Raw genomic sequence first — 23,664 nt, 5'->3', positions numbered from 1 at the left:
TCAGAACAACGACATCCGTGATGGAATTAAAAAAAGTGCCTTACTATAGCAAATGCTATACAGGCAGGCATCCGACTTTCAGCATGAGAGTGTGAATCAACATGACAAATACTGACAATTCGGATACCGCTGATTAATCATTTTGCAACAGCGATAAATGACTGTAACTGCGCTTCATTCTGCAGACGTTGCTGCAGGGCCGCCGCTTCAGATTTGCTGGCAAACGGGCCTAGCTGAATACGCCATACTGCGCCATTCTGCTCAACGCGGCCCGGTACGCCAAACTGCTGGCCGAGACGCTGCTGATACTGCTGAGCACGAGCCTGGTCGCTGACCGCACCAACCTGCACGACGTAGCCACCGGCCTGGGCTGGGGCAGAAACGGGCGCCGCAACCGGAGCCTGAGTCGGGGCAGAAACAGGGGCAGTAACCGGTGCCGTCGCGTTCACCGGTGCGGTGACGACCGGCTGAGGCGCTGGCGGTTCGCTGCCTTCCAGCACGCCCGGGGCGAGGGTGGTCGGTGCGCCAAGGAAGCCGCTGCTGCTGACCGGTGCGCCCATGCTGTCTTCGCTTTTCAGCGTGTCATTACTGATGGGATGCACGTCACCCTGCGGTGCAGGTTCGGAAACGGACGACGCGGCACCCATTCCGCTGCTCAGATCGGGACGCGCGGGCAGGGCATAGGTCTGTTTAGCCACGGTGGTACAGGCCATTCCCGGGCCAGAGAGCGAACCGTCCTGAGTGACAATAATCGGGTCGATACGTACTTTGGTGTTATTAGAGGTATTCAACCGGTCGGCCGCAGCGCGCGACAGCGAGATCGCACGATCGTTGCCGTACGGGCCACGATCGTTGATACGCACCACGATCATCCGGCCGTTCGCCAGGTTGGTGATACGGGCATAGCTCGGGATCGGCAGCGTCGGATGCGCAGCGGTGAGCTGCATCGGGTCGAAGGCTTCGCCGCTGGCGGTCAGGTTGCTGCCCGGCTCGGCGTCATAAATCGCCGCCAGCCCTGCCTGACTGAATCGGGAAGGATCCTGAACGATTTTGTAGCTTTTACCGTCGCGTTCGTAATCCTGATTGGCGGTGGCGCTCAGCGGTTCAAAACGCGGATCGGCCCCGCTGATCTCAACCACCGGACCATTACAAACTGCCGGCTGCGCCGGTGCGACGGTCGCTTGCTGCTGACCATCGTCACTTGTACAGGCTGCCAGTAAACTCACTGCGATGCAGATCCCAGACCACTGCTTACGCATTGCGTGCCCCTTATACGCTTTTTGACAACATTTTTCTGTGTGTGTGGATCGACATCACGATCCCGAACCCGGCCATCAGAACGATCAGGGCCGAGCCTCCGTAACTCACCAGCGGAAGCGGTACGCCTACCACCGGCAGAATACCGCTCACCATACCAATATTTACGAAAACATAAACGAATAAAATCAACATCAAGCCACCGGCCATTACCCGGCCAAAGGTGGTTTGCGCCCGGGCAGCGATCCACAATCCGCGCATGATGAGCAGTAGGTAGAGCGCCAGCAGGATCAATATCCCGACCAGGCCTAACTCTTCCGCCAGAACCGCGAAGATAAAGTCGGTGTGGCGTTCGGGCAGAAACTCAAGCTGCGACTGGGTTCCGTGCAGCCAGCCCTTACCGCGCAGGCCGCCAGAGCCGATCGCAATCTTCGACTGTATAATATGATAGCCTGCCCCGAGCGGGTCGCTCTCCGGATCGAGCAACATCATCACGCGCTGGCGCTGATAATCGTGCATCAGGAAGAACCACAGGATCGGGATAAAGGCGGCGACCAGCACTACCGCAATGCCGATAAGCCGCCAGCTCAGCCCGGAGAGGAACAGCACAAACAGGCCGGAGAGGGCGATCAGAATTGAGGTGCCGAGGTCCGGCTGTGCGGCTACCAGCAGCGTCGGCAGGAAGATCAGCACCAGCGCGATAGCGGTATTTTTCAGCGACGGCGGGCAGACGTCACGGTTAATGAAGCGAGCCACCATCAGGGGAACGGCGATTTTCGCGATCTCCGAGGGCTGAAAACGCACAATACCGAGGTCGAGCCAGCGCTGCGCCCCTTTCGAGATAGCGCCAAAGGCATCTACCGCCACCAGCAGAATAATACAGAAAATATAGAGATAGGGCGCCCAGCCCTCGTAAACCCGCGGAGGGATCTGCGCCATGACCACCATGATCACCAGACCCATGGTGATCTGGCCAATCTTGCGCTCCGTCATGCCGAGATCCTGGCCGCTGGCGCTCCAGATGACCAGTGCACTGTAGACCAGCAGGGCCAGCAGGATCAGCAGCATGGCGGGGTCGATGTGGATCTTGTCCCACAGCGATTTTTTATTCGGATTATCCGTCACGATTATTGGTCCTCCGCGCCGGCGGCAGCCGGGCTTTCACTCGGCAAGTCAGTGTTGTTATCACCCAGCATGATGTGGTCGAGGATCTGGCGCATGATGGTACCGACCGCCGGGCCTGCACCGCCGTTTTCCAGAATAATCGACACGGCGACCTGCGGGTTATCATAGGGAGCAAACGCAATCATCAGCTTATGGTCACGCAGACGTTCAGCAATTTTATGCGCGTTATAGGTTTCGTTCGCCTTCAGGCCGAAGACCTGAGCGGTACCGGATTTCGCCGCGATTTTATAGGGGGCGCCAGCAAAGTACTTGTGCGCCGTACCGTTCGCGCGGTTGGCTACGCCGTACATCCCGTCTTTGGCAATTTCCCAGTAACCGGAGTGAATATCGCCCACCGGCGGTTCATGCGGCTGCGACCACGGCACTTTTTTGCCGTCTTCAACGGTGCTCATCAGCAGGTGCGGCACTTTCACCACCCCGTCGTTAATGAGGATCATCAGCGCTTTGTTCATCTGGATTGGGGTGGCAGTCCAGTAACCCTGGCCGATCCCGACCGGAATGGTGTCCCCCTGATACCAGGGCTTTTTAAAACGTTTCAGCTTCCATTCGCGGGTTGGCATGTTGCCGGAACGCTCTTCCGACAGGTCGATACCGGTGTAGTGACCATAGCCAAATTTACCCATCCATTCCGAAAGACGGTCGATGCCCATGTCGTAGGCGACCTGATAGAAGAAGGTATCTGCCGACTCCTCCAGCGATTTGGTGACGTTCAGATGACCGTGGCCCCACTTCTTCCAGTCGCGGTAGCGTTTTTCCGAGCCAGGCAACTGCCACCAGCCCGGATCGAAGAGACCAGTATTGCGGGTGATCACCCCGGCGCTCAGGGCGGAGACGGCAACGTACGGTTTAACCGTTGAGGCTGGCGGATAGACCCCCTGCGTCGCGCGGTTGACCAGCGGCGTGTTCGGATCGTTGAGCAGGCCAGAGTAGTCCTTGCTGGAGATGCCATCGACGAACAGGTTCGGGTCATAGCTTGGGGTCGAGACCAGCGCCAGAATGCTGCCGCTGCGCGGATCGCTCACAATGACCGCCGCACGGCTACCGGCCAGCAGGGTTTCAACATACTGCTGGAGTTTGAGATCCAGGGTCAGATAGATGTCATGCCCGGCCTGGGGCGGCACCTCTTTCAGCTGGCGGATCACCCTGCCACGGTTGTTGACCTCAACCTCTTCATAACCGGTCTGGCCGTGGAGTATATCTTCGTAATAGCGCTCGATGCCCAGCTTGCCAATATCGTGCGTCGCCGCGTAGTTGGCGAGCTTGCCGTCTTTGTCCAGCCGGTCAACGTCTTTATCGTTGATTTTCGAGACATAGCCGATGACGTGGGTCAGGGCAGAGCCGTACGGGTAGAAGCGGCGTTTGTAGCCTTTAACTTCTACGCCGGGGAAGCGGTATTGGTTCACGGCGAAACGGGCCACCTGCACCTCGGTGAGGTTGGTTTTTACCGGGATCGACGTAAAGCGATGCGAGCGGGAGCGTTCTTTTTTGAAGGCGGCAATATCGTCGTCATTCAGGTCTACCACGCCACGCAGCGCGTCGAGGGTATCCTGTACGTTATCGACCTTCTCCGGCATCATTTCAATCTGGTAGATCGTGCGGTTCAGCGCCAGTGGCGTCCCGTTGCGATCGTAGATAATGCCGCGGCTGGGGGCGATAGGGACGAGTTTGATGCGGTTTTCGTTGGAGCGGGTCTGGTAATCGGTAAAACGGACAATCTGCAGATTATAGAGGTTGGCGATGAGCACGCCAGTCAGCAGCAAAATCCCCAAAAAGGCGACCAGCGCCCGGCGCACAAACAGCGCGGACTCAGCCGTATAGTCGCGAAAAGAATTCTGTAGTTTCATCCGCTGCTTAATTTATCCAGGACGTCATCATTACTCACGGTGATAAGGATGGTTAGTCGTGATGCTCCACGCGCGATAGAGGCTTTCAGCGACCAACACCCGAACCAGCGGGTGGGGCAGCGTCAGCGCGGAGAGAGACCAACTCTGTTCTGCTGCCGCTTTGCAGGCGGGAGATAACCCCTCCGGACCGCCAATTAACAGGCTGACGTCGCGACCGTCCTGCTTCCAGCGCTCAAGTTCATGCGCCAGCTGCGGTGTATCCCAGGGCTTGCCCGGAATGTCGAGCGTGACGATGCGGTTTTTGCCTGCGGCAGCCAGCATCAGTTCACCCTCTTTGTCGAGAATGCGTTTTATATCTGCGTTTTTGCCGCGTTTGCCGGCGGGGATCTCCACCAGCTCAAACGGCATGTCTTTCGGAAAACGACGCAGATATTCAGTAAACCCCGTTTGTACCCAGTCGGGCATTTTTGTGCCGACGGCTACCAGTTGCAGCTTCACGCATCAACCCCAGAGTTTTTCCAGCTCATACAGGCGACGGCTCTCTTCCTGCATGACGTGGACAATCACATCGCCAAGGTCAACGACGACCCAGTCAGCGGTCGCTTCGCCTTCTACGCCCAGCGGCAGCATGCCGGCAGCGCGGGATTCCTGAACCACATGGTCAGCGATGGAAGCAACGTGGCGAGTGGAGGTACCGGTGCAGATAATCATGCAATCGGTGATGCTTGATTTGCCCTGAACGTCGATGGCGATGATGTCCTGACCTTTCAGGTCATCAATTTTGTCGATAACAAAATCCTGGAGTGCTTTACCCTGCAAGTTTTCCCCCTGGGAAAGTGAGATTGAATAACTGTAAATTCGTAGCCAGACAGTATACCTGAACTGGCCGCAGCGTCGGGACAAATGTCACCGGACGGGCCTGCGAAGGCGGGTATCATCCCACCCTATGCCGGAGATTGCATCGCCATTTTTGTAAAACAGTTTTTGTAAAACAGTGCTGGCGGGAAGTCTGGCAGCGGAGGATATCAGCCTGGACGGGGGTGTCAATGGCGAGAGCGCGAATGGCGCGCTTTTTCTCCCGCCGTCCAGTCAGTTGCTGCTTTTCTGATACAGACCCTGCTGCTGTATGTAACCCAGCACCGCAGCCGGTAACATCTCATCACAGGGGAGGCCCTGCTGCAGACGCTGACGGATCAGGGTGGCCGAAATATCAAACCACGGCGTTTCCGCGAGATAAATTTTACCGGCCGGCTGGCTATGCAGATCCTCAACCTGGTACGTCAGGTGCTGCTCCAGCCACTGCTGATGCTGCGCCTCTTTCATCGTCAGGGAATAACCCGGGCGACGGCAGACGATTAAGTGACTGTTATCGAGGATCGTCTGATACTGATACCAGGTCGGGAAGTTGAGCAGCGAGTCCTGGCCGATGATAAACGCCAGCGGCCTCTCCGGCCCCTGTTCGCTGCGCCACGCCTGCAGCGTTTCGGCTGTATAGGACGGGGTGTCCCGGCGCAGCTCGCGCTCATCAAGGCGAAACAGCGGCTTATCGGCAATCGCCAGCTGCAGCATCGCTTTGCGCTGTGCCGGACTGGCTTCGGGTTGCGGACGGTGGGGCGGCACATTGTTCGGCATAATAGTGACGCGCTGCAGGCCAATCTGGTTCGCCAGAATCTCGACCGGTTTCAGATGCCCGTAGTGTATCGGGTCAAAGGTGCCGCCAAACAGGGCCTGGAGAGTGTGCATCTCTTACCCTTCTATAAAAATATCGGCCAGCGCTTTGTGGCACAGCAGCAGCGAAAGGCTTTCCAGCTCGGACCAGATCGACTGGCCGTAATCCTGCTTCAGGGTCAGCTCGGTACGCGTCAGCAGTTGAACGGCCTGGCGCAGCTGTTCCGAGCTCAGGCGGTTGAGGGCCTCGGTGGTCATGACGCGACGGTTCTGCCAGACACGATGTTTATCAAACAGCGCGCGCAAAGGCGTGTGTGCGGACTGACGCTTCAGGGTCAGCAGCAGCAGCAGCTCCCGCTGCAGGGTTCTGAGCAGGATCACCGGCTCGCTGCCTTCGAGGCGCAACTGTTGCAGGATATGCAGGGCGCGCTTGCTCTTCGCCGACAGCAGGGCGTCGACCCAGTGGAAAGGAGTGAAGTGGGCTGCGTCGTTAACCGCCTGCTCGACGCGCGGCAGGGTCAGTTTGCCATCCGGCCAGAGCAGCGACAGCCGCTCGAGGGCCTGGGCAAGGGCCAGCAGGTTGCCTTCGTAGCAGTAACAGAGCAGCTGGTTTGCCGCGTCATCAAGCTGCAGATTGTTCTGCTTAGCCCGGGCCGCGACCCATTTTGGCAGATGAGCCTGCTCCGGCGTCTGGCAGGTCACCAGCACCGAGTGGTTTGCCAGCGCGGTAAACCAGGCGGCATTCTCCTGGGCTTTAGTCAGCTTGTTGCCGCGAACAATCAGCAGAAGATCGCTGTGCAGCAAACTCACCAGCGTGGCCAGCTGTTCGTTGATGGCCGCATTGGGGCCGTTTTCCGGGAGCTGAATAAGCAGGGTTTGCCGGGTGGCAAACAGACTCATCGCCTGGCAAAGGGAGAAGATCTCCTGCCAGTCGGTGCTGTTATCCAGAGTGAAACTGTGGTGCTCGTCAAAGCCCTGCGTCGCCGCCAGCTGACGAACGGCGTCCTGGCTTTCCTGCAGCAGCAGCGGATCGTTTCCGAGAAGCAGATACGCCGCGCGCAGCCCTTCATTGAGCTGCGCGCGGAGTTGTTCAGGGTACAACCTGAGCATTACTGACCCAGCGTCGTGGAGACGCGAGGTGAGGATGCCGTGGGCTGAGCGGAAGGCTGAGCTTTAAGGTCATTCTCTTTTTCAGCGGTATGCACGCTTGGCAGCTTACGGATCAGCTGCTCCGCTGCCTTGTCATACATTTCGTTAATGATAATGGTCTGCTCGGCGTCTTTCGCCAGCGCAGTCTGCGGGTTATCGAAGAACGAACGGTAGACCTTGGTGCTGATAGGGTAAATATCGCTACCCGGGATCAGTACCGCGGCGTGGACTTCCATCACCATCTGGTATTCCGCAGTACGACCATCCTGGAAGATGGAGGCGGTATCCTGGCTCAGGGTAGAGCTTAATACGCGGAATGACGGTATATCCTGGCGCAGCGTCCCTTTTTCGATCAGGTCAACGCCGTTAAGACGCAGCTGATTACGAATGGCACGGCTCAGCGGACCATTTGGATCGCCCGAATCGAAAATCATGGTTTTCATCTGTTCCGGCACCTGTGTAGTGTTGCGCAGGTGCCAGCCACAGCCGGCGGTGACCAACACCGCCAGCGATAACAGTAATGTTGCCAGTTGTCGCACGCTTCCTCCCGCGCTTAGCCAACGACCAGGTTCAGCAGTTTACCGGGCACGTAGATCACTTTACGTACGGTAACGCCATCGAGATATTTCGCCACCAGAGTTTCCTGGCCAGCACGCTCGCGGACCTGCTCTTCGGTTGCATCAACCGGAACAGTAATTTTACCGCGAACTTTGCCGTTGACCTGCACTACGACCAGAGTGGTGTTTTCCACCATTGCGGATTCATCCGCCACCGGCCATGGTGCATTGTCGATATCGCCTTCGCCGTTCAGCTCCTGCCACAGGGTAAAGCTGGCGTGAGGGGTGAACGGGTTCAGCATACGGACAACCGCCAGCAGCGCTTCACGCATTAAGGCACGATCCTGCTCGCCTTCCTGCGGGGCTTTCGCCAGCTTGTTCATCAATTCCATAATAGCCGCAATTGCGGTATTGAAGGTCTGACGGCGACCAATATCATCGGTCACTTTCGCAATAGTTTTATGAACATCACGACGCAGCGCCTGCTGATCTTCCGTCAGTGCTGCGGTATCCAGTGCCGGTGCCTCACCCTGAGAGGTGTGCTCGTAAACCAGTTTCCAGACACGTTTCAGGAAGCGGTTAGCCCCTTCCACGCCGGACTCCTGCCACTCGAGGGTCATGTCTGCCGGGGAGGCAAACATCATGAACAGACGTACGGTATCGGCGCCGTAACGCTCAACCATCACCTGCGGGTCAATGCCGTTGTTTTTGGACTTCGACATTTTGCTCATGCCGGTATAGACCAGCTCATGGCCCGCGGCATCTTTCGCCTTAACGATGCGGCCTTTCTCGTCGCGCTCAACGATGGCATCAACCGGGGAGACCCAGTTACGCTCGCCGTTCGCACCCACGTAGTAGAAGGCATCCGCCAGCACCATGCCCTGACACAGCAGCTGTTTCGCTGGCTCGTCAGAGTTCACCAGGCCCGCATCGCGCATCAGCTTGTGGAAGAAGCGGAAATAGAGCAGGTGCATGATGGCGTGTTCGATCCCGCCGATATAGATATCGACCGGCAGCCAGTAGTTTGCCGCTTTGGAATCCAGCATGCCTTCCTGATACTGCGGGCAGGTATAGCGCGCGTAGTACCAGGAGGACTCCATAAAGGTGTCGAAGGTATCGGTTTCACGCAGCGCAGGCATGCCGTTCACGGTGGTTTTCGCCCACTCTGGATCGGCTTTGATCGGACTGGTGATGCCGTCCATGACCACGTCTTCCGGCAGGATCACCGGGAGCTGATCTTCCGGCGTTGGGATCACGGTGCCATCTTCCAGGGTGACCATCGGAATTGGAGCGCCCCAGTAACGCTGACGGGAAACGCCCCAGTCGCGCAGACGGTAGTTCACTTTACGCTCACCCACGCCCAGTTCTGCCAGTTTGTCGGCAATCGCGTTGAAGCCCTCTTCGAAGCTCAGGCCGCTGAACTCACCGGAGTTAAACAGGGTGCCTTTTTCGGTCAGCGCCTGTTCGGACAGATCCGGCTCGCTGCCATCTGCCGCAAGGATAACCGGCTTGATCGCCAGGTTGTATTTGGTAGCAAATTCGTAGTCGCGCTGATCGTGACCCGGAACGGCCATCACCGCGCCCGTACCGTACTCCATCAGCACGAAGTTAGCAGCCCAGACCGGGATTGCTTCACCAGTAAGCGGGTGCGTGGCGTAGAAACCGGTGGCAACGCCTTTCTTCTCCATGGTCGCCATATCGGCTTCGGCCACTTTGGTGTTGCGGCATTCGTCGATGAAGGCAGCCAGTTCCGGATTGTTCTCTGCCGCTTTCTGCGCCAGCGGGTGACCTGCGGCCACGGCCAGGTAGGTCGCGCCCATAAAGGTGTCCGGACGGGTGGTGTAGACGGTCAGCTTCTGATCGTAGTTCTCAACGTTAAAGGTGATTTCAACGCCTTCAGAACGACCGATCCAGTTGCGCTGCATGGTTTTCACGGTATCTGGCCAGTGGTCCAGATTGTCCAGATCGCTCAGCAGTTCGTCGGCGTAAGCGGTGATCTTAATAAACCACTGCGGGATCTCTTTACGCTCAACCTTGGTGTCGCAGCGCCAGCAGCAGCCGTCGATAACCTGTTCGTTCGCCAGAACGGTCTGATCGTTCGGACACCAGTTAACGGCGGAGGTTTTTTTGTAGACCAGCCCTTTTTTGTAGAGCTCGGTGAAGAACTTCTGTTCCCAGCGGTAGTATTCCGGGGTGCAGGTCGCCAGCTCGCGGCTCCAGTCATAGCCGAAGCCCAGCATCTTGAGCTGGTTTTTCATGTAGGCGATGTTGTCGTAGGTCCATGGCGCTGGCGCAGTGTTGTTTTTTACCGCAGCGCCTTCAGCCGGCAGACCAAACGCATCCCAGCCAATCGGCTGCAGAACGTTTTTGCCCAGCATGCGCTGATAGCGGGCGATCACATCACCGATGGTGTAGTTACGCACGTGGCCCATGTGTAGTCGGCCAGAAGGATAGGGAAGCATCGACAGGCAGTAATACTTCTCTTTGCTCTCGTCTTCGGTGACTTCAAAAGTGCGCTTCTCGTCCCAGTGTTGCTGGACTTTCGATTCTATCTCTTCCGGGCGGTATTGCTCTTGCATGGCAGCCAGTGGTCCTGTGTTCAATACAGCTACAAACGTAGCCAATGGATGTGGTAATTCAGATCCGCATAGCATAGCCCAAACGCCCGCGTCAAAACAGCCTTTACCTCAAAAGCGCCTTGCAGGAATTTACGCAGAGTGTGGATGACCTGACAAAGCGGGGCGCAAATAAGGTCTATCATTAGAGAGAGTTACTTACCCGGGAGGCAAATGATGAACAAGGTTGCTCAATTTTACCGTGAACTGGTCGCCACATTAACTGAACGTCTGCGTAATGGTGAGCGTGATATCGATGCGCTCGTCGAGCAGGCACGCCTGAGGGTGACGCAGACGGGTGAGTTAACACGTACCGAAGTGGAAGAGGTAACCCGCGCGGTGCGCCGCGATCTGGAAGAGTTCGCCCGCAGCTACGAAGAGAGCCAGGATGAGGTCGCTGACAGCGTCTTTATGCGGGTGATCAAAGAGAGCCTGTGGCAGGAGCTGGCGGATATCACTGATAAAACGCAGCTGGAGTGGCGCGAGGTGTTCCAGGATCTCAACCACCATGGGGTCTATCATAGTGGCGAAGTGGTTGGGTTGGGGAATCTGGTGTGCGAGAACTGCCATTTTCATCTGGCGGTTTATACTCCGGACCTGCTACCGGTCTGCCCAAAGTGTGGTCACGATCAATTCCAGCGTCGGCCATTCGAGCCGTAATGGTTGCGCGGTTTAAATAATAAGGGTGCGCAGCCTGTGCGCACCCTTATTAAGGGGTTAATTACTTAACGGTGTTGGTCTCTATAGATTTGAAGCTCTGCTTACCCCCCATATCGGTTGCGTAGTTATGGGAAGAGTTGAGGATCAGCTTGTTCGCCGCCAGCGTACCTACACCACAAGTCGACATGTTCAGGAAGCCACATCTGTAACCGCCGTTCACCACCTTTTTGGCCTTCAGGGTCATGGTGCCATTCGCCACGATGTAATTCTGGTTAGTGATAGTGCCAAAATTTTGCGTATCGATGGTCAGGTCTCCGTAAGACTGGATAGTCCCGGTATTCACCATATCCAGATAGGTATTAATATGGATATTCTTTCCGCCAACGATGTAGGCTTTATTATTCGTCAGTACCATGTTGTCGAGATACATCTCGCCGTTGTCACCCGTACTGATGCTGCCGAGATTATTCAGCCAGTAACTGTGCGTGTTTAATGAAGTTTCCCCTCTCAAGGTACTTCCCGCAGTGCTTGCCAGCGTTCCCTCAGTGGTTACCGTGACATTGTTGCCTGAGATGGTGCCAGCGTTGGTAATTTCGCCGCTGGTGGCGGTACCATTTTTGGCGGCCTGAATCAGCAGTGTATTCTGACCCAGGATGTTTCCGGTGACCTTTAAGCTTTCGCCGCCGAAGGCCATGTTAGTGTTTAGGGCGTAGGTAGAGCCGCCGTTAGTGATATTCCCCAGCGCAGCGACAGAGAGCTGATTATCAGATTTCAGTTTCGAACCGTACGTGGTGGTCAGATCGCCGCTGGTACTGACGGACAAGGCGTTAGTGCCCGAAATGGTGCCGGTGTTTTCCAGGTTACCTGTAGAGGAGATCGTCATCTGGGAGGTGTTACTGATCGTGCCAGCGTTACTCAGTGCGCCCATGCTTTTAATAGCGGCGATGTTATTGGTGGCAATTGTGCCTGAGTTTTTCAGTTCGCCAGCGGAAACCAACTGCGTTACATAACCGTTGCCATTGATGGCCCCTTCGTTGATCAGCGAGCCATAGCTGGTCATGGCGAGGGTACTATTGGCGACAACCGCCCCTTTGTTACGCACGCCAAAGCCCAGGTTGTTGCCCACCATGGTGATGTTATTCGCTTTGACCCCGCCCAGGCTGGAGATGTCGATGCTGTACTCTGGAATCAGGAGCTGCATCAGATTTGCCGATTTACCGGCTGACGTCACCACCCCCGTGGTGTTGTCCAGCGTAGAGTTACCTGCGGAGATCAGGGCATTTGAGGCATTAACAACCCCGTTCAGGCTAATGGCATCGGCCAGCAGCACGGCATAGCTGTCGGCTGCATTCATGCCACGAGAATCAACGTTAATTCTGCCGCCGGTGACGTTATAGCTGGCAATGGCACCCGTGTCGCTCAGCTTAACGTTACCGGTTGTCAGTACAGCTTTGTTGGTGTTGATAAAGCTACAGCCGGAGCAGGAGATCCCGTTCGGGTTGGCAATAATCACATCTGCTTTCTGACCATTAACTTCGATAAAACCATTCAGTGCGCTGGATTTATTTGAAATAACTTCATTGAGAATAACGGTAGCCGCTTTCCCCCCTGCCAGATTGTTGTTTTTAGTGAGATTGCCCAGGGAGGCATGAGAAACATCAGTTGCACTGTTATTCAGAACGGTGCCTTTGTCGCTGACGTTAAATTCGCGATACATATTGTGCGAAACCCCCGCTGCATTAGGGGCTTCAATATCAATTACGGTTGCACCAGATTGATGAGTCCAGGAGGTTGGATCAGCATATACGCAGGTTGAGGCCAGGACTGATGCAAATGCAACATAAGAGAGCTTAAACTTGAACATAATTTATTCCTTTAAATTGATTCTTCAATAAGTGAGATCTATCTGAGCAGTTAATATTTAATTAAGAAGATTAATACCTCCATTGCAACGAGAAGCCCATGTTAAGTGCATCAGTATGATAATTTTCCGGTTTTGATATTGGCGTGCCGATAAACATATCGTATTGCGTTGCCATTAACTCACCACGTAATCCGACGACAGCGCCGGAGAGAACTTTTCCTTTTTGATAGCGATCGCTGCCAATAATTTTACCTATGTCCAGCCCCAGATAGACTTGCTGGTCAGAGACAGGCGTCTGCCAGATTAAATCATTACGCAAAAACCATCCCTGGCTGCTGGATAACGTATTTTCACCATCAAAACCACGCACTGACCATCGGCTGCCAATATTAAAGGTGTTATCTGTCGATAAGTTGTCAGGGCTTATCTGTACGTTGAGTTGGGGAGCCCAGGTAAAATTGTCCCCGGTGGCGTTAAACTTCATTAATCCTTTTATATCGGCACGCATCACGCGGGCCTGTTTATTATAGAGTCCCGCTTTCTCTTCAGGCGTGGCGGTTGAACTTAACCAGCCGAAGTGATGCTGGAGGGTGATACCGGCATCCACCACCTTATTGTCAAAATAGCGTTGATGGCGTACGCCCAGCTCCCACGCCGGATTCTGCTTGCGCATCACGGCCAGCTCGCTGCCGCCAAAATAGTAGTGGGAGCTGCTTTTAAATATTCTGGCGCTGAGCGACGTTTTTTGTATTCGTGTATGGGAGAGCAGGCGCTCAACCGTTGCGCTGTAGTAGCGATTTTTACTCTCATAATCGGTGACAGAGTAATTTCCCTTAAATTGCTGCAGGTAAGTGCTGTGCGATGCATAGGCACTGATAGTCCAGTAACCCAAAGGAACAGAGTAATAGATGCTGCTGTTGTGGTTACCGTCGTTTTTCTGGTTGTATTCCACATCGCCACCCGCGGCGAGATACAGGATATCGTCCAGCGAGGTTAAATCGTAAAGATAGAGCGCCGCACCGCCCTGATAGCGGCCACTGGCCCGGCTACCGGCATCGTCCAGCCAGGCGCCAATTTGCCACATTTTATCCAGCTTACGGGTGATGATGATGTCACTCTCAGCGTAATGTTTGCCCGGCTGCAATTTCATATGTGCAGACGAACCGGGAAGCCGCTGCATATTTGCCATCCCCATTTCTAAGTCCGGCAACCTCAGGATGTCGCCTGAAGAGGTGGGCAGGGTATTCCACAGGCTGGTGGTGTCGTTTTGCGTGTTGCTATCGAAGGTCATTTCACCTACCCGGCCATAAACCAGCGTTAAGGTAAGAACGCCATCCACCATCTCCTGAGGGGGAATATCAATCAGCGAGGTCACGTAGCCACGCGCAATAAGTTCGTTTTGTAATGCCCGCGCCAGCAGCTGAATGCTTTTAATACCCAGGCATTTAGAGGTGGCCTGGCGGGTTAATTTCCCTAGTAACTTATGGGTGAGTTTGTCATCGTCCGACTGGATGACGATCTCATTAATATATTTACAGACCTCTTCGTGCGGAAAATGAAGTGTTTGCGCCTTTGAGGAGGTACTACTCACCGCATATTCCTGCGATGAGGGCATTAATAATGACTGGCGAGCCTTATCCTGTTCCGTCTGGTTAGTCGCAGGACGATCGTCACTGGCGTGGCAATTGATACTGGCAATCAAATAAAAAAAGAGGCCACTAATAAAAAGAAGGCATGTCTTTAACATTAAGAAGTTCCGTTTCTTTAATGATTAATATAACGGGCGGCATTATCAGGATCCATCCCAATAGACACGCCAAATTCAACGGGCAGAATATAGAAATATCAGGTGAAGTAAAATTAAAGTTGTTTTGAGGAAAATTAAATCGTGCCCAAAGGCCGGCCTGATAAAAGAGGGTGATAATAGCGGAAGTTTTGCTGCCCGAATACGCGTCTTTTTCTTAATTTTTTATGAAATGAACGTTGAAGTGAGGAGCGAATGTGGCGTGAGGGGTAAAAACTTGCGCTCCTGTCAGGTGACGGGAGCGCAGGAGAATACATTAACGGTAAAACGTCAGTCGCTCCGCCAGCAAATCAACAAATGCCTGGCGGTTAAGATTAATTAATACCGTTGCATTGGGACGACGGCCGGTTAAAAAGTAGTAATCCACGACGGTCATCCCCTGAGTATATTGGCCCTGCGTTTCGACGCCGACCCACCGTTCGATGGCGGTGAATAGCTCCGGTTTCAGCAGCCAGGCGATGGTGCAGGGATCGTGCAACGGCGCGCCCTTAAAGCCCCATTTCTCCGCTTTATGGTACTCCATGAAGAAGTCCAGCAGTTCGGCCACGGTGGTGGCCACCGGGTTGCCAATCTGGCGAAAACGCTCGATATCCTCGGCCATAATTTGCGCCTGATGCGTGATGTCCAGTCCGGCCATCACCACCGGTACCCCGGACTGGAAGACAATTTCGGCCGCCTCAGGATCAACAAAGATGTTGAATTCTGCCGTCGGCGTCCAGTTACCTAATCCCATCGCTCCACCCATAATCACAATGCGGGCAATTCTGGCATGCAGTTCCGGGTGGCTATTCAGTAGCAGAGCAACGTTGGTTTGCGGGCCAGTCGCAACAATCGTTACCGGCTCAGGACTTTCACGCAACACCCTGGCCATCAGCTCGACGGCGGTGCAGTTTTGCGGCGCGAAGCCAGGTTCAGGCAGGGCGGGGCCATCAAGCCCACTCTCCCCGTGAACATTGTCGGCAATGATTAACTCGCGCATCAGCGGTTTTACCGCGCCACCGGCCACCGGAATGTCGGTGCGTTTTAGCAGGGTCAGCATGCGCAGAACATTATGCAGCGTCTTGTCGGGTGTTTGATTACCGGCAGAAGAGGTTACGGCTTTAACGTCCAGTTCTGGTGAGGCAAGGGCAAGAACGAGTGCAATCGCGTCATCATGACCCGGATCGCAATCGAGGATAATGGGCAGTGCCATAGGATTCTCCATTTCTCAGTGTTATTTTGCGACAAGGCTAACGCTGAAAGGGGAAGCAGACGAGATAAACAGATGAAAAGCGTGAAGCGGTGCGCAATCCTGCGATTGCGCACCGGGGAGATTAGTGCAGGATTTTCGCGAGGAAATCTTTGGCGCGATCGGATTGCGGGTTAGCAAAGAACTCCTCTTTCGCGGAGTCCTCCACGATTTTACCTTCATCCATAAAGATCACGCGATTCGCTACTTTACGCGCAAAGCCCATTTCGTGAGTGACCACCATCATGGTCATGCCTTCTTGCGCCAGCTGCACCATGACGTCCAGAACTTCATTAATCATCTCCGGGTCGAGCGCGGAAGTCGGTTCATCGAACAGCATGGCCACCGGATCCATACAGAGGGCGCGGGCAATCGCCACACGCTGCTGTTGGCCGCCGGACAACTGTGCCGGGAACTTATCTGCATGGGCAAGAAGCCCCACGCGCTCCAGCAGTTTGAGCCCTTTTTCACGGGCGACCGCTTTATCGCGTTTGAGCACTTTTACCTGCGCAAGGGTCAGGTTTTCAATGATCGACAGATGCGGGAACAGCTCGAAATGCTGGAATACCATCCCGACGTTAGAACGCAGCTTCGCCAGGTTGGTTTTCTTGTCATTCACTTTGGTGCCGTTGACGATAATCTCGCCCTGCTGCACCGGCTCAAGGCCGTTCACGGTTTTGATCAGGGTGGATTTTCCCGAGCCCGACGGCCCGCAAACCACCACCACTTCACCTTTTTTCACTTCCGTGGAGCAGTCGGTCAGCACCTGAAAGTGCCCATACCATTTAGAAACATTTTTCAGGGAAATCATTACACTGTCCTTTTCTTCAGCCAGCTGACCAACAGCGACGCGCTTAAACTAATTGCAAAATAGACCGCACCTGCGAACAGGATCATCTCAACCTGAGTACCATCGCGTTCACCGATGGTGGAGGCGGTGCGGAAGAAGTCTGCCAGGCTCAACACATAGACCAGAGAGGTATCCTGGAACAGCACGATACCCTGAGTCAGCAGCAGCGGAACCATGGCGCGGAACGCCTGCGGCAGAATGATGAGCTTCATCGACTGCCAGTGGGTCATGCCTAATGCCAGGGCGGCGCTGGATTGTCCGCGGGAGATACTCTGGATCCCGGCGCGGATAATTTCTGAATAGTACGCCGCCTCAAACATCGAGAAGGCCACCATCGCTGAGATCAGACGGATATCCGATTTCGGCGACAGGCCCAGCACATCCTGCAACAACCCCGGCACGATCAGGTAGAACCACAGCAGCACCATCACCAGCGGGATCGAACGGAACACGTTGACGTAGGCAGTGGCAAACCAGGCGACAGGCTTGAAACTCGACAGACGCATCACCGCCAGCAGGGTGCCCCAGACTATCCCGATAATCACTGCCGTCAGGGTGATCTTCAGAGTGATGATCAGGCCATCAATCAGGTAGGGCATGGAAGGAACAATGGAACTCCAGTCAAACTCGTACATTATTTTCCCCCCAGGTTGCCCGGCAGGCGAATTTTACGTTCAACCAGGTTCATCACCAGCATAATCACGGCATTAATCAGCACATACGCCAGGGTAATGGCGGTGAAGGATTCCCACGCGTGGGCGGAGTAATCCAGCAGCTTGCCCGCCTGCGCGGCCATGTCCACCAGACCGATGGTGGAGGCGATGGCCGAGTTTTTCACCAGGTTCATCATCTCCGAGGTCATCGGCGGGACAATCACGCGATAGGCGTTCGGCAGCAGCACATAGCGATAAGCCTGCGGTAAGGTCAGGCCCATCGCCAGGGCAGCATTTTTCTGTCCACGGGGCAGGGACTGGATCGCCGCGCGCACCTGCTCGCACACGCGGGCGGCGGTAAACAGGCCCAGACAGAGCATGGAGGAGACAAAGAACTGAACGTTAGGATCCAGCTCCGACTTGAACCACATGCCGATATCTTCCGGCAGCAGTTCCGGGATAACCAGATACCAGGTAAAGAACTGCACGATTAACGGAACGTTACGGAACAGTTCGACGTAACAGGTTCCCAGCGAGGAGAGAAAACGGTTAGGCACGGTACGTAAAATACCGAACAGCGAGCCGACGAGGAAGGCAATGATCCAGGCGGTGATCGACAGTGCGACCGTGACCTGAAAACCGCTCCACAGCCAGCCAAGATAGGTGGTGTTGCCGAACGGGGCTTGCTGCAGAAAAATGCCCCAGTTCCAGTCGATTGACATAATAAACTCCAGAAAAAAAAGGGTAGCAGCGCTACCCTCGAAGATTGGTGAGAGGCTTTAATCATCGCGCTGAGTGGGGAACGACCACTCAGCGTTTAGTCTGTCCGCGCTTCCCGACAATCGAGAGGGCAGGAGGTCCCGCCCCTTAATGGTTCTAATTAGTTAAGTGCCTTGTCATTCGGTTCTTTAAACAGCGCCTTCATGTCGTCAGACAGCTCAAAGTTCATGTTCAGATTTTTTGGTGGGATTGGGTTCTTGAACCACTTATCGAACCATTTTTCCGCGTCGCCGGAGGTCTGAACCTGAGCGATGGTGTCATCGACCAGTTTCTTAAATTCCGCGTCATCTTTACGCATCATGCAGCCATAGGCCTCTTTGGACTGCGCGGTGCCGACGATTTCCCAGTTGTCTGGTTTCTTCGCTTTCGCACGCTCACCGGCCAGCAGGGCATCATCCATCATAAAGGCCACCGCACGACCGCTCTCCAGGGTACGGAAAGAGTCACCGTGGTCTTTGGCGCTGATGATGCGCATGTCCATTTTCTTCTCTTCGTTCAGCTTGTGCAGCAGCACTTCAGAGGTGGTACCGGAGGTCACAACGACGGCTTTGCCTTTCAGATCGGCGAAGTCTTTAATCTCGCCGCCTTTTTTGGTCAGCAGACGGGTACCGACCACGAAGATGGTGTCGGAGAAGGCAGCCTGTTTCTGACGCTCAAGGTTGTTGGTGGTGGAACCACACTCAAAATCGAAGGTGCCATTTTGCAGCAGCGGGATACGGTTTTGCGAAGTGATTGGGATCAGCTTCACTTCCAGATCCGGCTTGTTCAGTTTTTTCTTCACCGCGTCAACGATGGCGTTGGAGTAAGCCTGAGAGTAACCCACGACCTTTTGCGTGTTGTCGTAGTATGAGAATGGAACAGAGGATTCACGGTGGCCGACCACAATCACGCCGTTTTTCGCGATCTTTTCCAGGGTACCGCCCGCTGCCGGGGCAGCATCTTCGGCGTGCACCACGCCTGCAGACAATCCCATTACCAGCATTGCTGTGGCCAGTTTACGTAATTGCATATCCAACTCCTTTTTTATCAGCGTCAGGTGCGCATTGATATTCGGTGTGATGTTGTTATAACTCGCGCGATACGAGTGCAGTGTTATACGTGTTTGTTAACATTTAGTTTGGCTTAATGTAAAGATTTTGCAGCGTTATTGTTTATTTTTGCGAAGCGCGCCGCACCATTCAGAGGCATAAATCTGCCGTTGCACCGTTTCGGTGCTTCCGGTGATCTACGCTGGTGCGACCCGGTTGCACATTAAGCCAAATCGCGTTTGCTTGAATAAACAAAGCAATAGACGTGCCAGAATTGGGGGTGCGGGGAATTGCCCGGCGGTGCGTTGCTTGCCGGGCCTAAAAAAGTAGGCCGGGTAAGGCGAAGCCGCCACCCGGCAACAGAGAGGAAATGTTACTTACGACGCTGACGAAGGCTCATCAGCACGGTGCCAAAGCCGAACAGCACGGTCAGGATCCACAGCGGCCAGTTGCCGGTACGGGCGTACGGCGTCAGTCCGCTGGTCGGCGTGACTTTTGCCGTCAGCACGTCGCGGGTGAACTGCGGCAGCATGGCCTGAATTTCCCCCTGCGGACCAATCACGGCGGTAATACCGTTGTTGGTGCTGCGCAGCAGCGGGCGCGCCAGCTCCAGCGAGCGCATACGTGCCATCTGGAAGTGCTGCCACGGGCCGATCGACTTACCGAACCAGGCATCGTTAGAGATGGTCAGCAGATAGTCGGTGTTCGGACGGAAATTATCCCGCACCTGTTCGCCGAGGATGATCTCGTAGCAAATGGCAGCGGTCAGCAGGAAGCCGTGGGCGCTCAGCTGAGGCTGAACGTAAGAGCCCCGGCTAAACGAGGACATGGGTAAATCGAAGAACGGGGCCAGCGGACGCAGAATCGACTCCAGCGGCACAAACTCACCGAACGGCACCAGGTGATTTTTATTGTAGCGGTTGGTCGATTCGTAGCTGTACGGGTTGTCTTTCCCCAGCGTAATGATGGTGTTGTAAGTGTCGTAACGGTTCTGCTTGTTCAGACGCGCATCGACAATACCGGTGATCAGCGTGGTGTCACGGGCGCGCAGCAGATCGTCCATCATGCCGAGAAAACGCTGCTGGTTGATCTCCAGATCCGGGATCGCCGACTCTGGCCAGATAATCAGCTGGGATTTGCCCATCTCTTTTTGGGTGGCATCCAGATAAATTTTCAGGGTGTTGACCAGCTGACCTTCATCCCATTTCAGCGACTGAGGAATATTCCCCTGCACCATCGATACCTGGGTGGCACGTTCCGGCTCAAGGGTAAACCACTGGATATAGCGCAGCGGGAACGGCAGGGCAAAGAGGATCAGCGCCGCCGCCAGCGGACGCCAGTTGCGCTGCACCAGCGCCAGTACCAGCAGGCCGCTCACCACCATCAAGAGGAAGTTGATTGCCTCAACGCCCATCACCGGCGCCAGCCCTTTCAGCGGGCCGTCAATCTGGCTGTAGCCGAACTGCAGCCAGGGGAAGCCGGTTAACACCCAGCCGCGCAGGAATTCGCTGCACTGCCAGACCACCGGAGCGGCAATCGCCACCCGCAGCCAGCTGGTTTTCGGCCACAGGCGCGACAAAATACCGGCAAACAGACCGGTATAGAGCGAAAGGTAAGCCGCCAGCAGTACCACGAGGAAGACATTGACCGGACCCGGCATGCCGCCAAATTGCGCGATACTGACGTAAACCCAGTTAATACCGGAGCCAAACAGGCCCAGACCCCAGAAATAGCCAATCGCCGCCGCCTGTACCGGGCGTCGGTTAAGCGTCAGCCCTTGTAACCCCATCAGGGAGAGGAGGGCTGCAGGCCAGAAGTCATAAGGGGAAAAAGCCAGCGTACCGCTGGCTCCGAGGATTAGCGCCAGCAGCAGACGTACGCGCTGGCGTTCAAACAATGGGGCAAATGCCATTTAAATCAATCATCCAGTGTGGGTTGCGGAGCATCGTCCGGCATTCTTACATGAACCTGAATAATACGTCGACTGTCGGCCATGGCGACCTTGAACTGGTAACCGTCTATTTCCACGGTCTCACCGCGTGCCGGAAGGTGCCCAAAGGCCTGCATCACCAGACCGCCGATGGTATCCACCTCTTCATCGCTGAAGTGGGTGCCGAAGGTGTCGTTGAAATCTTCGATTGGTGCCAGCGCCCGTACGGTCCAGGTGTGGCGGCTCAGCTGACGGAAGTCGATATCCTCTTCTTCGTCATATTCGTCTTCGATTTCACCTACGATCAGTTCAAGAATATCTTCGATGGTGACCAGGCCCGAAACGCCGCCAAACTCATCGATAACAATCGCCATGTGATAACGTTGAGAGCGAAACTCTTTCAGCATGCGGTCCACCCGCTTGCTTTCCGGAACAACCACCGCCGGACGTAACACTTTTTCCATACTGAAGGCTTCAGACTCGCTGCGCATAAACGGCAGCAGATCTTTGGCCATCAGGATCCCCTCGATGTGATCTTTATCTTCGCTGATGACCGGGAAACGCGAGTGGGCAGACTCGATAATGACGTCGAGGCACTCTTCCAGGGTCTGGTTGCGTTTCAGGGTAATCATCTGCGAGCGGGGGATCATGATATCGCGAACGCGTTGGTCAGCGATGTCCATCACCCCTTCGAGCATTTCGCGCGTATCTTCGTCGATAAGATCGTTCTGCCCGGAGTCACGGATCAGCTCCAGAAGTTCGTCACGGTTTTTAGGTTCCCCGTGGAACAGCTGGCTCAGGAGGAGGGAGAAAAATCCCTTTTTGCTGGTTGGAGTGTCGCTACTGTGTGAATTGTCGTCGCTCATGGCGTTTGTTAAGGGTTCTCATGTTGATTTAAAAACTGCCGTCGCGGACCTGGGTCTGACACGACGGCACATTATGTCACTCCGGCGCAAAACCGCCGAACAGACTACTCTTTCTCGGCAATGTACGGATCCTCATAGCCCAGAGCAAGCATTATCTCTGTCTCGAGGGACTCCATCTCTTCCGCTTCGTCATCTTCAATGTGATCGTAGCCCAGCAGATGCAGGCTCCCGTGCACCACCATGTGCGCCCAGTGGGCCTCGAGCGGCTTCTGCTGCTCCTTTGCTTCCTGCTCCACCACCTGCCGGCAGATGATTAAATCACCCAGCAGCGGCAGTTCGATGCCAGGCGGCGCTTCAAACGGGAAAGAGAGCACGTTGGTCGGCTTATCTTTCCCGCGATAGGTCAGGTTCAGGTCGTGGCTTTCTGCCTCATCCACCAGGCGAATCGTCACTTCTGACTCTTCCTGGAACTGCGGGATGACGGCGTTCAGCCACGCCTGGAACTGGCTCTCTTCCGGCAAACCGGAATTGTCTTCACAGGCCAGCTGTAAATCGAGGATCACCTGACTCATTTCTGCTCTTGCTCCTGGGCTTCGCGTTTACGTTCCGCGGCCTGCTCTGCTTTACGTTTTTGATCTGCTGCTTCCCATGCTTCATACGCCGTAACGATGCGCGCCACCACCGGGTGACGCACCACGTCTTCGCTGTGGAAGAAGTTAAAGCTGATTTCGTCCACTTCGGACAGCACTTCGATGGCGTGACGCAGACCCGATTTGGTGCTGCGCGGCAGGTCGACCTGTGTGATATCCCCGGTGATCACCGCTTTGGAGTTGAAGCCAATACGGGTCAGGAACATCTTCATCTGTTCGATGGTGGTGTTCTGGCTCTCATCCAGGATGATGAACGCATCGTTCAGGGTGCGGCCGCGCATGTAGGCCAGCGGAGCCACTTCAATGACGTTACGTTCAATCAGTTTTTCGACCTTCTCAAAGCCGAGCATCTCAAACAGCGCATCGTACAGCGGGCGCAGGTAAGGATCGACCTTCTGGCTCAGGTCGCCAGGCAGGAAGCCCAGCTTTTCGCCCGCCTCAACCGCCGGACGGGTAAGCAGAATACGGCGGATCTCCTGGCGCTCCAGGGAATCCACGGCCGCTGCCACTGCGAGGTAGGTTTTACCCGTACCCGCCGGGCCAACGCCGAAGGTGATGTCATGATCGAGAATATTGGCGATGTACTGCGCCTGGTTTGGCGTGCGTGGCTTAATGACGCCACGCTTGGTCTGGATGTGAATCGCTTTGCCGAAATCCGGCACGCTCTCCGCACTCTGCTCCAGAACCCGCGACTCTTTGATCGCCAGATGGATCTGTTCCGGCTCAATATCCTGAGTTTCACCGCGCATCGGGGCGGTATCCACGTACAGGCTACGGAGAATATCCGCAGCGGCATTGACGCAAATGGCGCGTCCGGTGAGTTTGAACTGGTTATCGCGACGATTAATCTCGATACCCAGACGTCGCTCCAGATGTTTGATGTTGTCATCAAACGGCCCGCACAGGCTCAGCAGGCGAGCGTTGTCTGCTGGCTCAAGGGTAATTTCACGTGTATCTATATTCAAACCGTTCCTCTTAATGTCTCGGGTGTCATAAGGCAGTGGGTCTGTCTTATGAAAGTATTCACGCCACAGAATAAAGGCGCAAGCATTGCGAAGGATATGGGGGAGAGAAGA

At 55.1% G+C, this 23,664-nt stretch carries 21 protein-coding genes; 1 reads left to right on the top strand and 20 read right to left on the bottom strand.

The annotated features are described in order from the left end of the window. Window positions 1-137: 137 nt before the first annotated feature. The 9 genes from rlpA to leuS all read right to left on the bottom strand — a co-directional run bounded on the left by rlpA (window position 138) and on the right by leuS (window position 10,239). Window positions 138-1,259 (bottom strand): endolytic peptidoglycan transglycosylase RlpA, encoded by a 1,122-nt coding sequence (rlpA, locus tag WFO70_RS10810; protein WP_337016054.1) that lies wholly within the window; start codon window positions 1,257-1,259, stop codon window positions 138-140. Between the two features lie 10 nt (window positions 1,260-1,269). After that, window positions 1,270-2,382, bottom strand: a complete 1,113-nt coding sequence (gene mrdB, locus WFO70_RS10805) for a peptidoglycan glycosyltransferase MrdB (protein ID WP_039031364.1) — start codon at window positions 2,380-2,382, stop codon at window positions 1,270-1,272. A gap of 2 nt (window positions 2,383-2,384) precedes the next feature. Next, a complete protein-coding gene (gene mrdA, locus WFO70_RS10800) occupies window positions 2,385-4,286 on the bottom strand; it encodes a peptidoglycan DD-transpeptidase MrdA (RefSeq protein WP_337016053.1) in 1,902 nt (633 codons plus the stop codon). A 30-nt stretch (window positions 4,287-4,316) separates the two neighbouring features. Then, window positions 4,317-4,784, bottom strand: a complete 468-nt coding sequence (gene rlmH, locus WFO70_RS10795; RefSeq protein WP_003858701.1) for a 23S rRNA (pseudouridine(1915)-N(3))-methyltransferase RlmH — start codon at window positions 4,782-4,784, stop codon at window positions 4,317-4,319. A 3-nt stretch (window positions 4,785-4,787) separates the two neighbouring features. Further along, complete coding sequence (gene rsfS / locus WFO70_RS10790; protein WP_032617029.1) at window positions 4,788-5,105, bottom strand: ribosome silencing factor; 318 nt, start codon at window positions 5,103-5,105, stop codon at window positions 4,788-4,790. Between the two features lie 270 nt (window positions 5,106-5,375). Then, entirely contained in the window at window positions 5,376-6,029 is a 654-nt protein-coding gene (nadD, locus tag WFO70_RS10785) for a nicotinate-nucleotide adenylyltransferase (RefSeq protein ID WP_337016052.1), read from the bottom strand. Between the two features lie 3 nt (window positions 6,030-6,032). Continuing rightward, window positions 6,033-7,064, bottom strand: coding sequence for a DNA polymerase III subunit delta (gene holA, locus WFO70_RS10780; protein ID WP_337016051.1), 1,032 nt, complete (start codon window positions 7,062-7,064; stop codon window positions 6,033-6,035). Further along, window positions 7,064-7,642, bottom strand: coding sequence for an LPS assembly lipoprotein LptE (lptE, locus tag WFO70_RS10775; protein WP_337016050.1), 579 nt, complete (start codon window positions 7,640-7,642; stop codon window positions 7,064-7,066). Before lptE ends, holA begins: the two co-directional genes overlap by 1 nt. A 14-nt stretch (window positions 7,643-7,656) precedes the next feature. Beyond that, entirely contained in the window at window positions 7,657-10,239 is a 2,583-nt protein-coding gene (leuS, locus tag WFO70_RS10770) for a leucine--tRNA ligase (RefSeq protein WP_337016049.1), read from the bottom strand. 213 nt (window positions 10,240-10,452) lie between these two features. Here leuS and WFO70_RS10765 point away from each other — a divergent pair, with 213 nt between their 5' ends. Further along, window positions 10,453-10,935, top strand: coding sequence for a zinc ribbon-containing protein (locus WFO70_RS10765; RefSeq protein ID WP_337016048.1), 483 nt, complete (start codon window positions 10,453-10,455; stop codon window positions 10,933-10,935). A gap of 61 nt (window positions 10,936-10,996) precedes the next feature. Here WFO70_RS10765 and WFO70_RS10760 read toward each other — a convergent pair whose 3' ends face one another. From WFO70_RS10760 to WFO70_RS10710, 11 genes are all read right to left on the bottom strand, one after another. Beyond that, window positions 10,997-12,799: a two-partner secretion domain-containing protein gene (locus tag WFO70_RS10760; protein ID WP_337016046.1), complete on the bottom strand. Its 1,803-nt coding sequence runs from the start codon at window positions 12,797-12,799 to the stop codon at window positions 10,997-10,999. Window positions 12,800-12,869: 70 nt separating this feature from the next. Beyond that, window positions 12,870-14,546: a ShlB/FhaC/HecB family hemolysin secretion/activation protein gene (locus WFO70_RS10755; protein WP_337016045.1), complete on the bottom strand. Its 1,677-nt coding sequence runs from the start codon at window positions 14,544-14,546 to the stop codon at window positions 12,870-12,872. A gap of 313 nt (window positions 14,547-14,859) precedes the next feature. Next, on the bottom strand, window positions 14,860-15,795 hold the full coding sequence (rihA, locus tag WFO70_RS10750) for a pyrimidine-specific ribonucleoside hydrolase RihA (RefSeq protein WP_337016044.1): 936 nt from the start codon (window positions 15,793-15,795) through the stop codon (window positions 14,860-14,862). 121 nt (window positions 15,796-15,916) lie between these two features. Then, window positions 15,917-16,642 (bottom strand): amino acid ABC transporter ATP-binding protein, encoded by a 726-nt coding sequence (locus WFO70_RS10745; protein WP_337016043.1) that lies wholly within the window; start codon window positions 16,640-16,642, stop codon window positions 15,917-15,919. Beyond that, on the bottom strand, window positions 16,642-17,316 hold the full coding sequence (gene gltK, locus WFO70_RS10740; RefSeq protein WP_337016042.1) for a glutamate/aspartate ABC transporter permease GltK: 675 nt from the start codon (window positions 17,314-17,316) through the stop codon (window positions 16,642-16,644). The genes WFO70_RS10745 and gltK overlap by 1 nt, the downstream gene beginning before the upstream one ends. Continuing rightward, complete coding sequence (gene gltJ / locus WFO70_RS10735; protein WP_337016041.1) at window positions 17,316-18,056, bottom strand: glutamate/aspartate ABC transporter permease GltJ; 741 nt, start codon at window positions 18,054-18,056, stop codon at window positions 17,316-17,318. Before gltJ ends, gltK begins: the two co-directional genes overlap by 1 nt. Before the next feature lie 158 nt (window positions 18,057-18,214). Further along, window positions 18,215-19,123, bottom strand: coding sequence for an amino acid ABC transporter substrate-binding protein (locus WFO70_RS10730; protein ID WP_185902340.1), 909 nt, complete (start codon window positions 19,121-19,123; stop codon window positions 18,215-18,217). A gap of 392 nt (window positions 19,124-19,515) precedes the next feature. Next, on the bottom strand, window positions 19,516-21,054 hold the full coding sequence (lnt, locus tag WFO70_RS10725) for an apolipoprotein N-acyltransferase (RefSeq protein ID WP_337016040.1): 1,539 nt from the start codon (window positions 21,052-21,054) through the stop codon (window positions 19,516-19,518). A gap of 5 nt (window positions 21,055-21,059) precedes the next feature. Next, a complete protein-coding gene (gene corC / locus WFO70_RS10720) occupies window positions 21,060-21,938 on the bottom strand; it encodes a CNNM family magnesium/cobalt transport protein CorC (RefSeq protein ID WP_142488683.1) in 879 nt (292 codons plus the stop codon). Window positions 21,939-22,042: 104 nt separating this feature from the next. Beyond that, complete coding sequence (gene ybeY, locus WFO70_RS10715; RefSeq protein WP_337016039.1) at window positions 22,043-22,510, bottom strand: rRNA maturation RNase YbeY; 468 nt, start codon at window positions 22,508-22,510, stop codon at window positions 22,043-22,045. Then, a complete protein-coding gene (locus tag WFO70_RS10710; RefSeq protein ID WP_337016038.1) occupies window positions 22,507-23,553 on the bottom strand; it encodes a PhoH family protein in 1,047 nt (348 codons plus the stop codon). The genes ybeY and WFO70_RS10710 overlap by 4 nt, the downstream gene beginning before the upstream one ends. Between the last annotated feature and the right edge of the window lie 111 nt (window positions 23,554-23,664).

Source organism: Leclercia sp. AS011, assembly GCF_037152535.1.
In the GTDB taxonomy this organism is placed as follows: domain Bacteria; phylum Pseudomonadota; class Gammaproteobacteria; order Enterobacterales; family Enterobacteriaceae; genus Enterobacter.
Note: the sequence above shows the minus strand (reverse complement) of the source record. Positions and strands in the feature narration are given on the sequence as shown.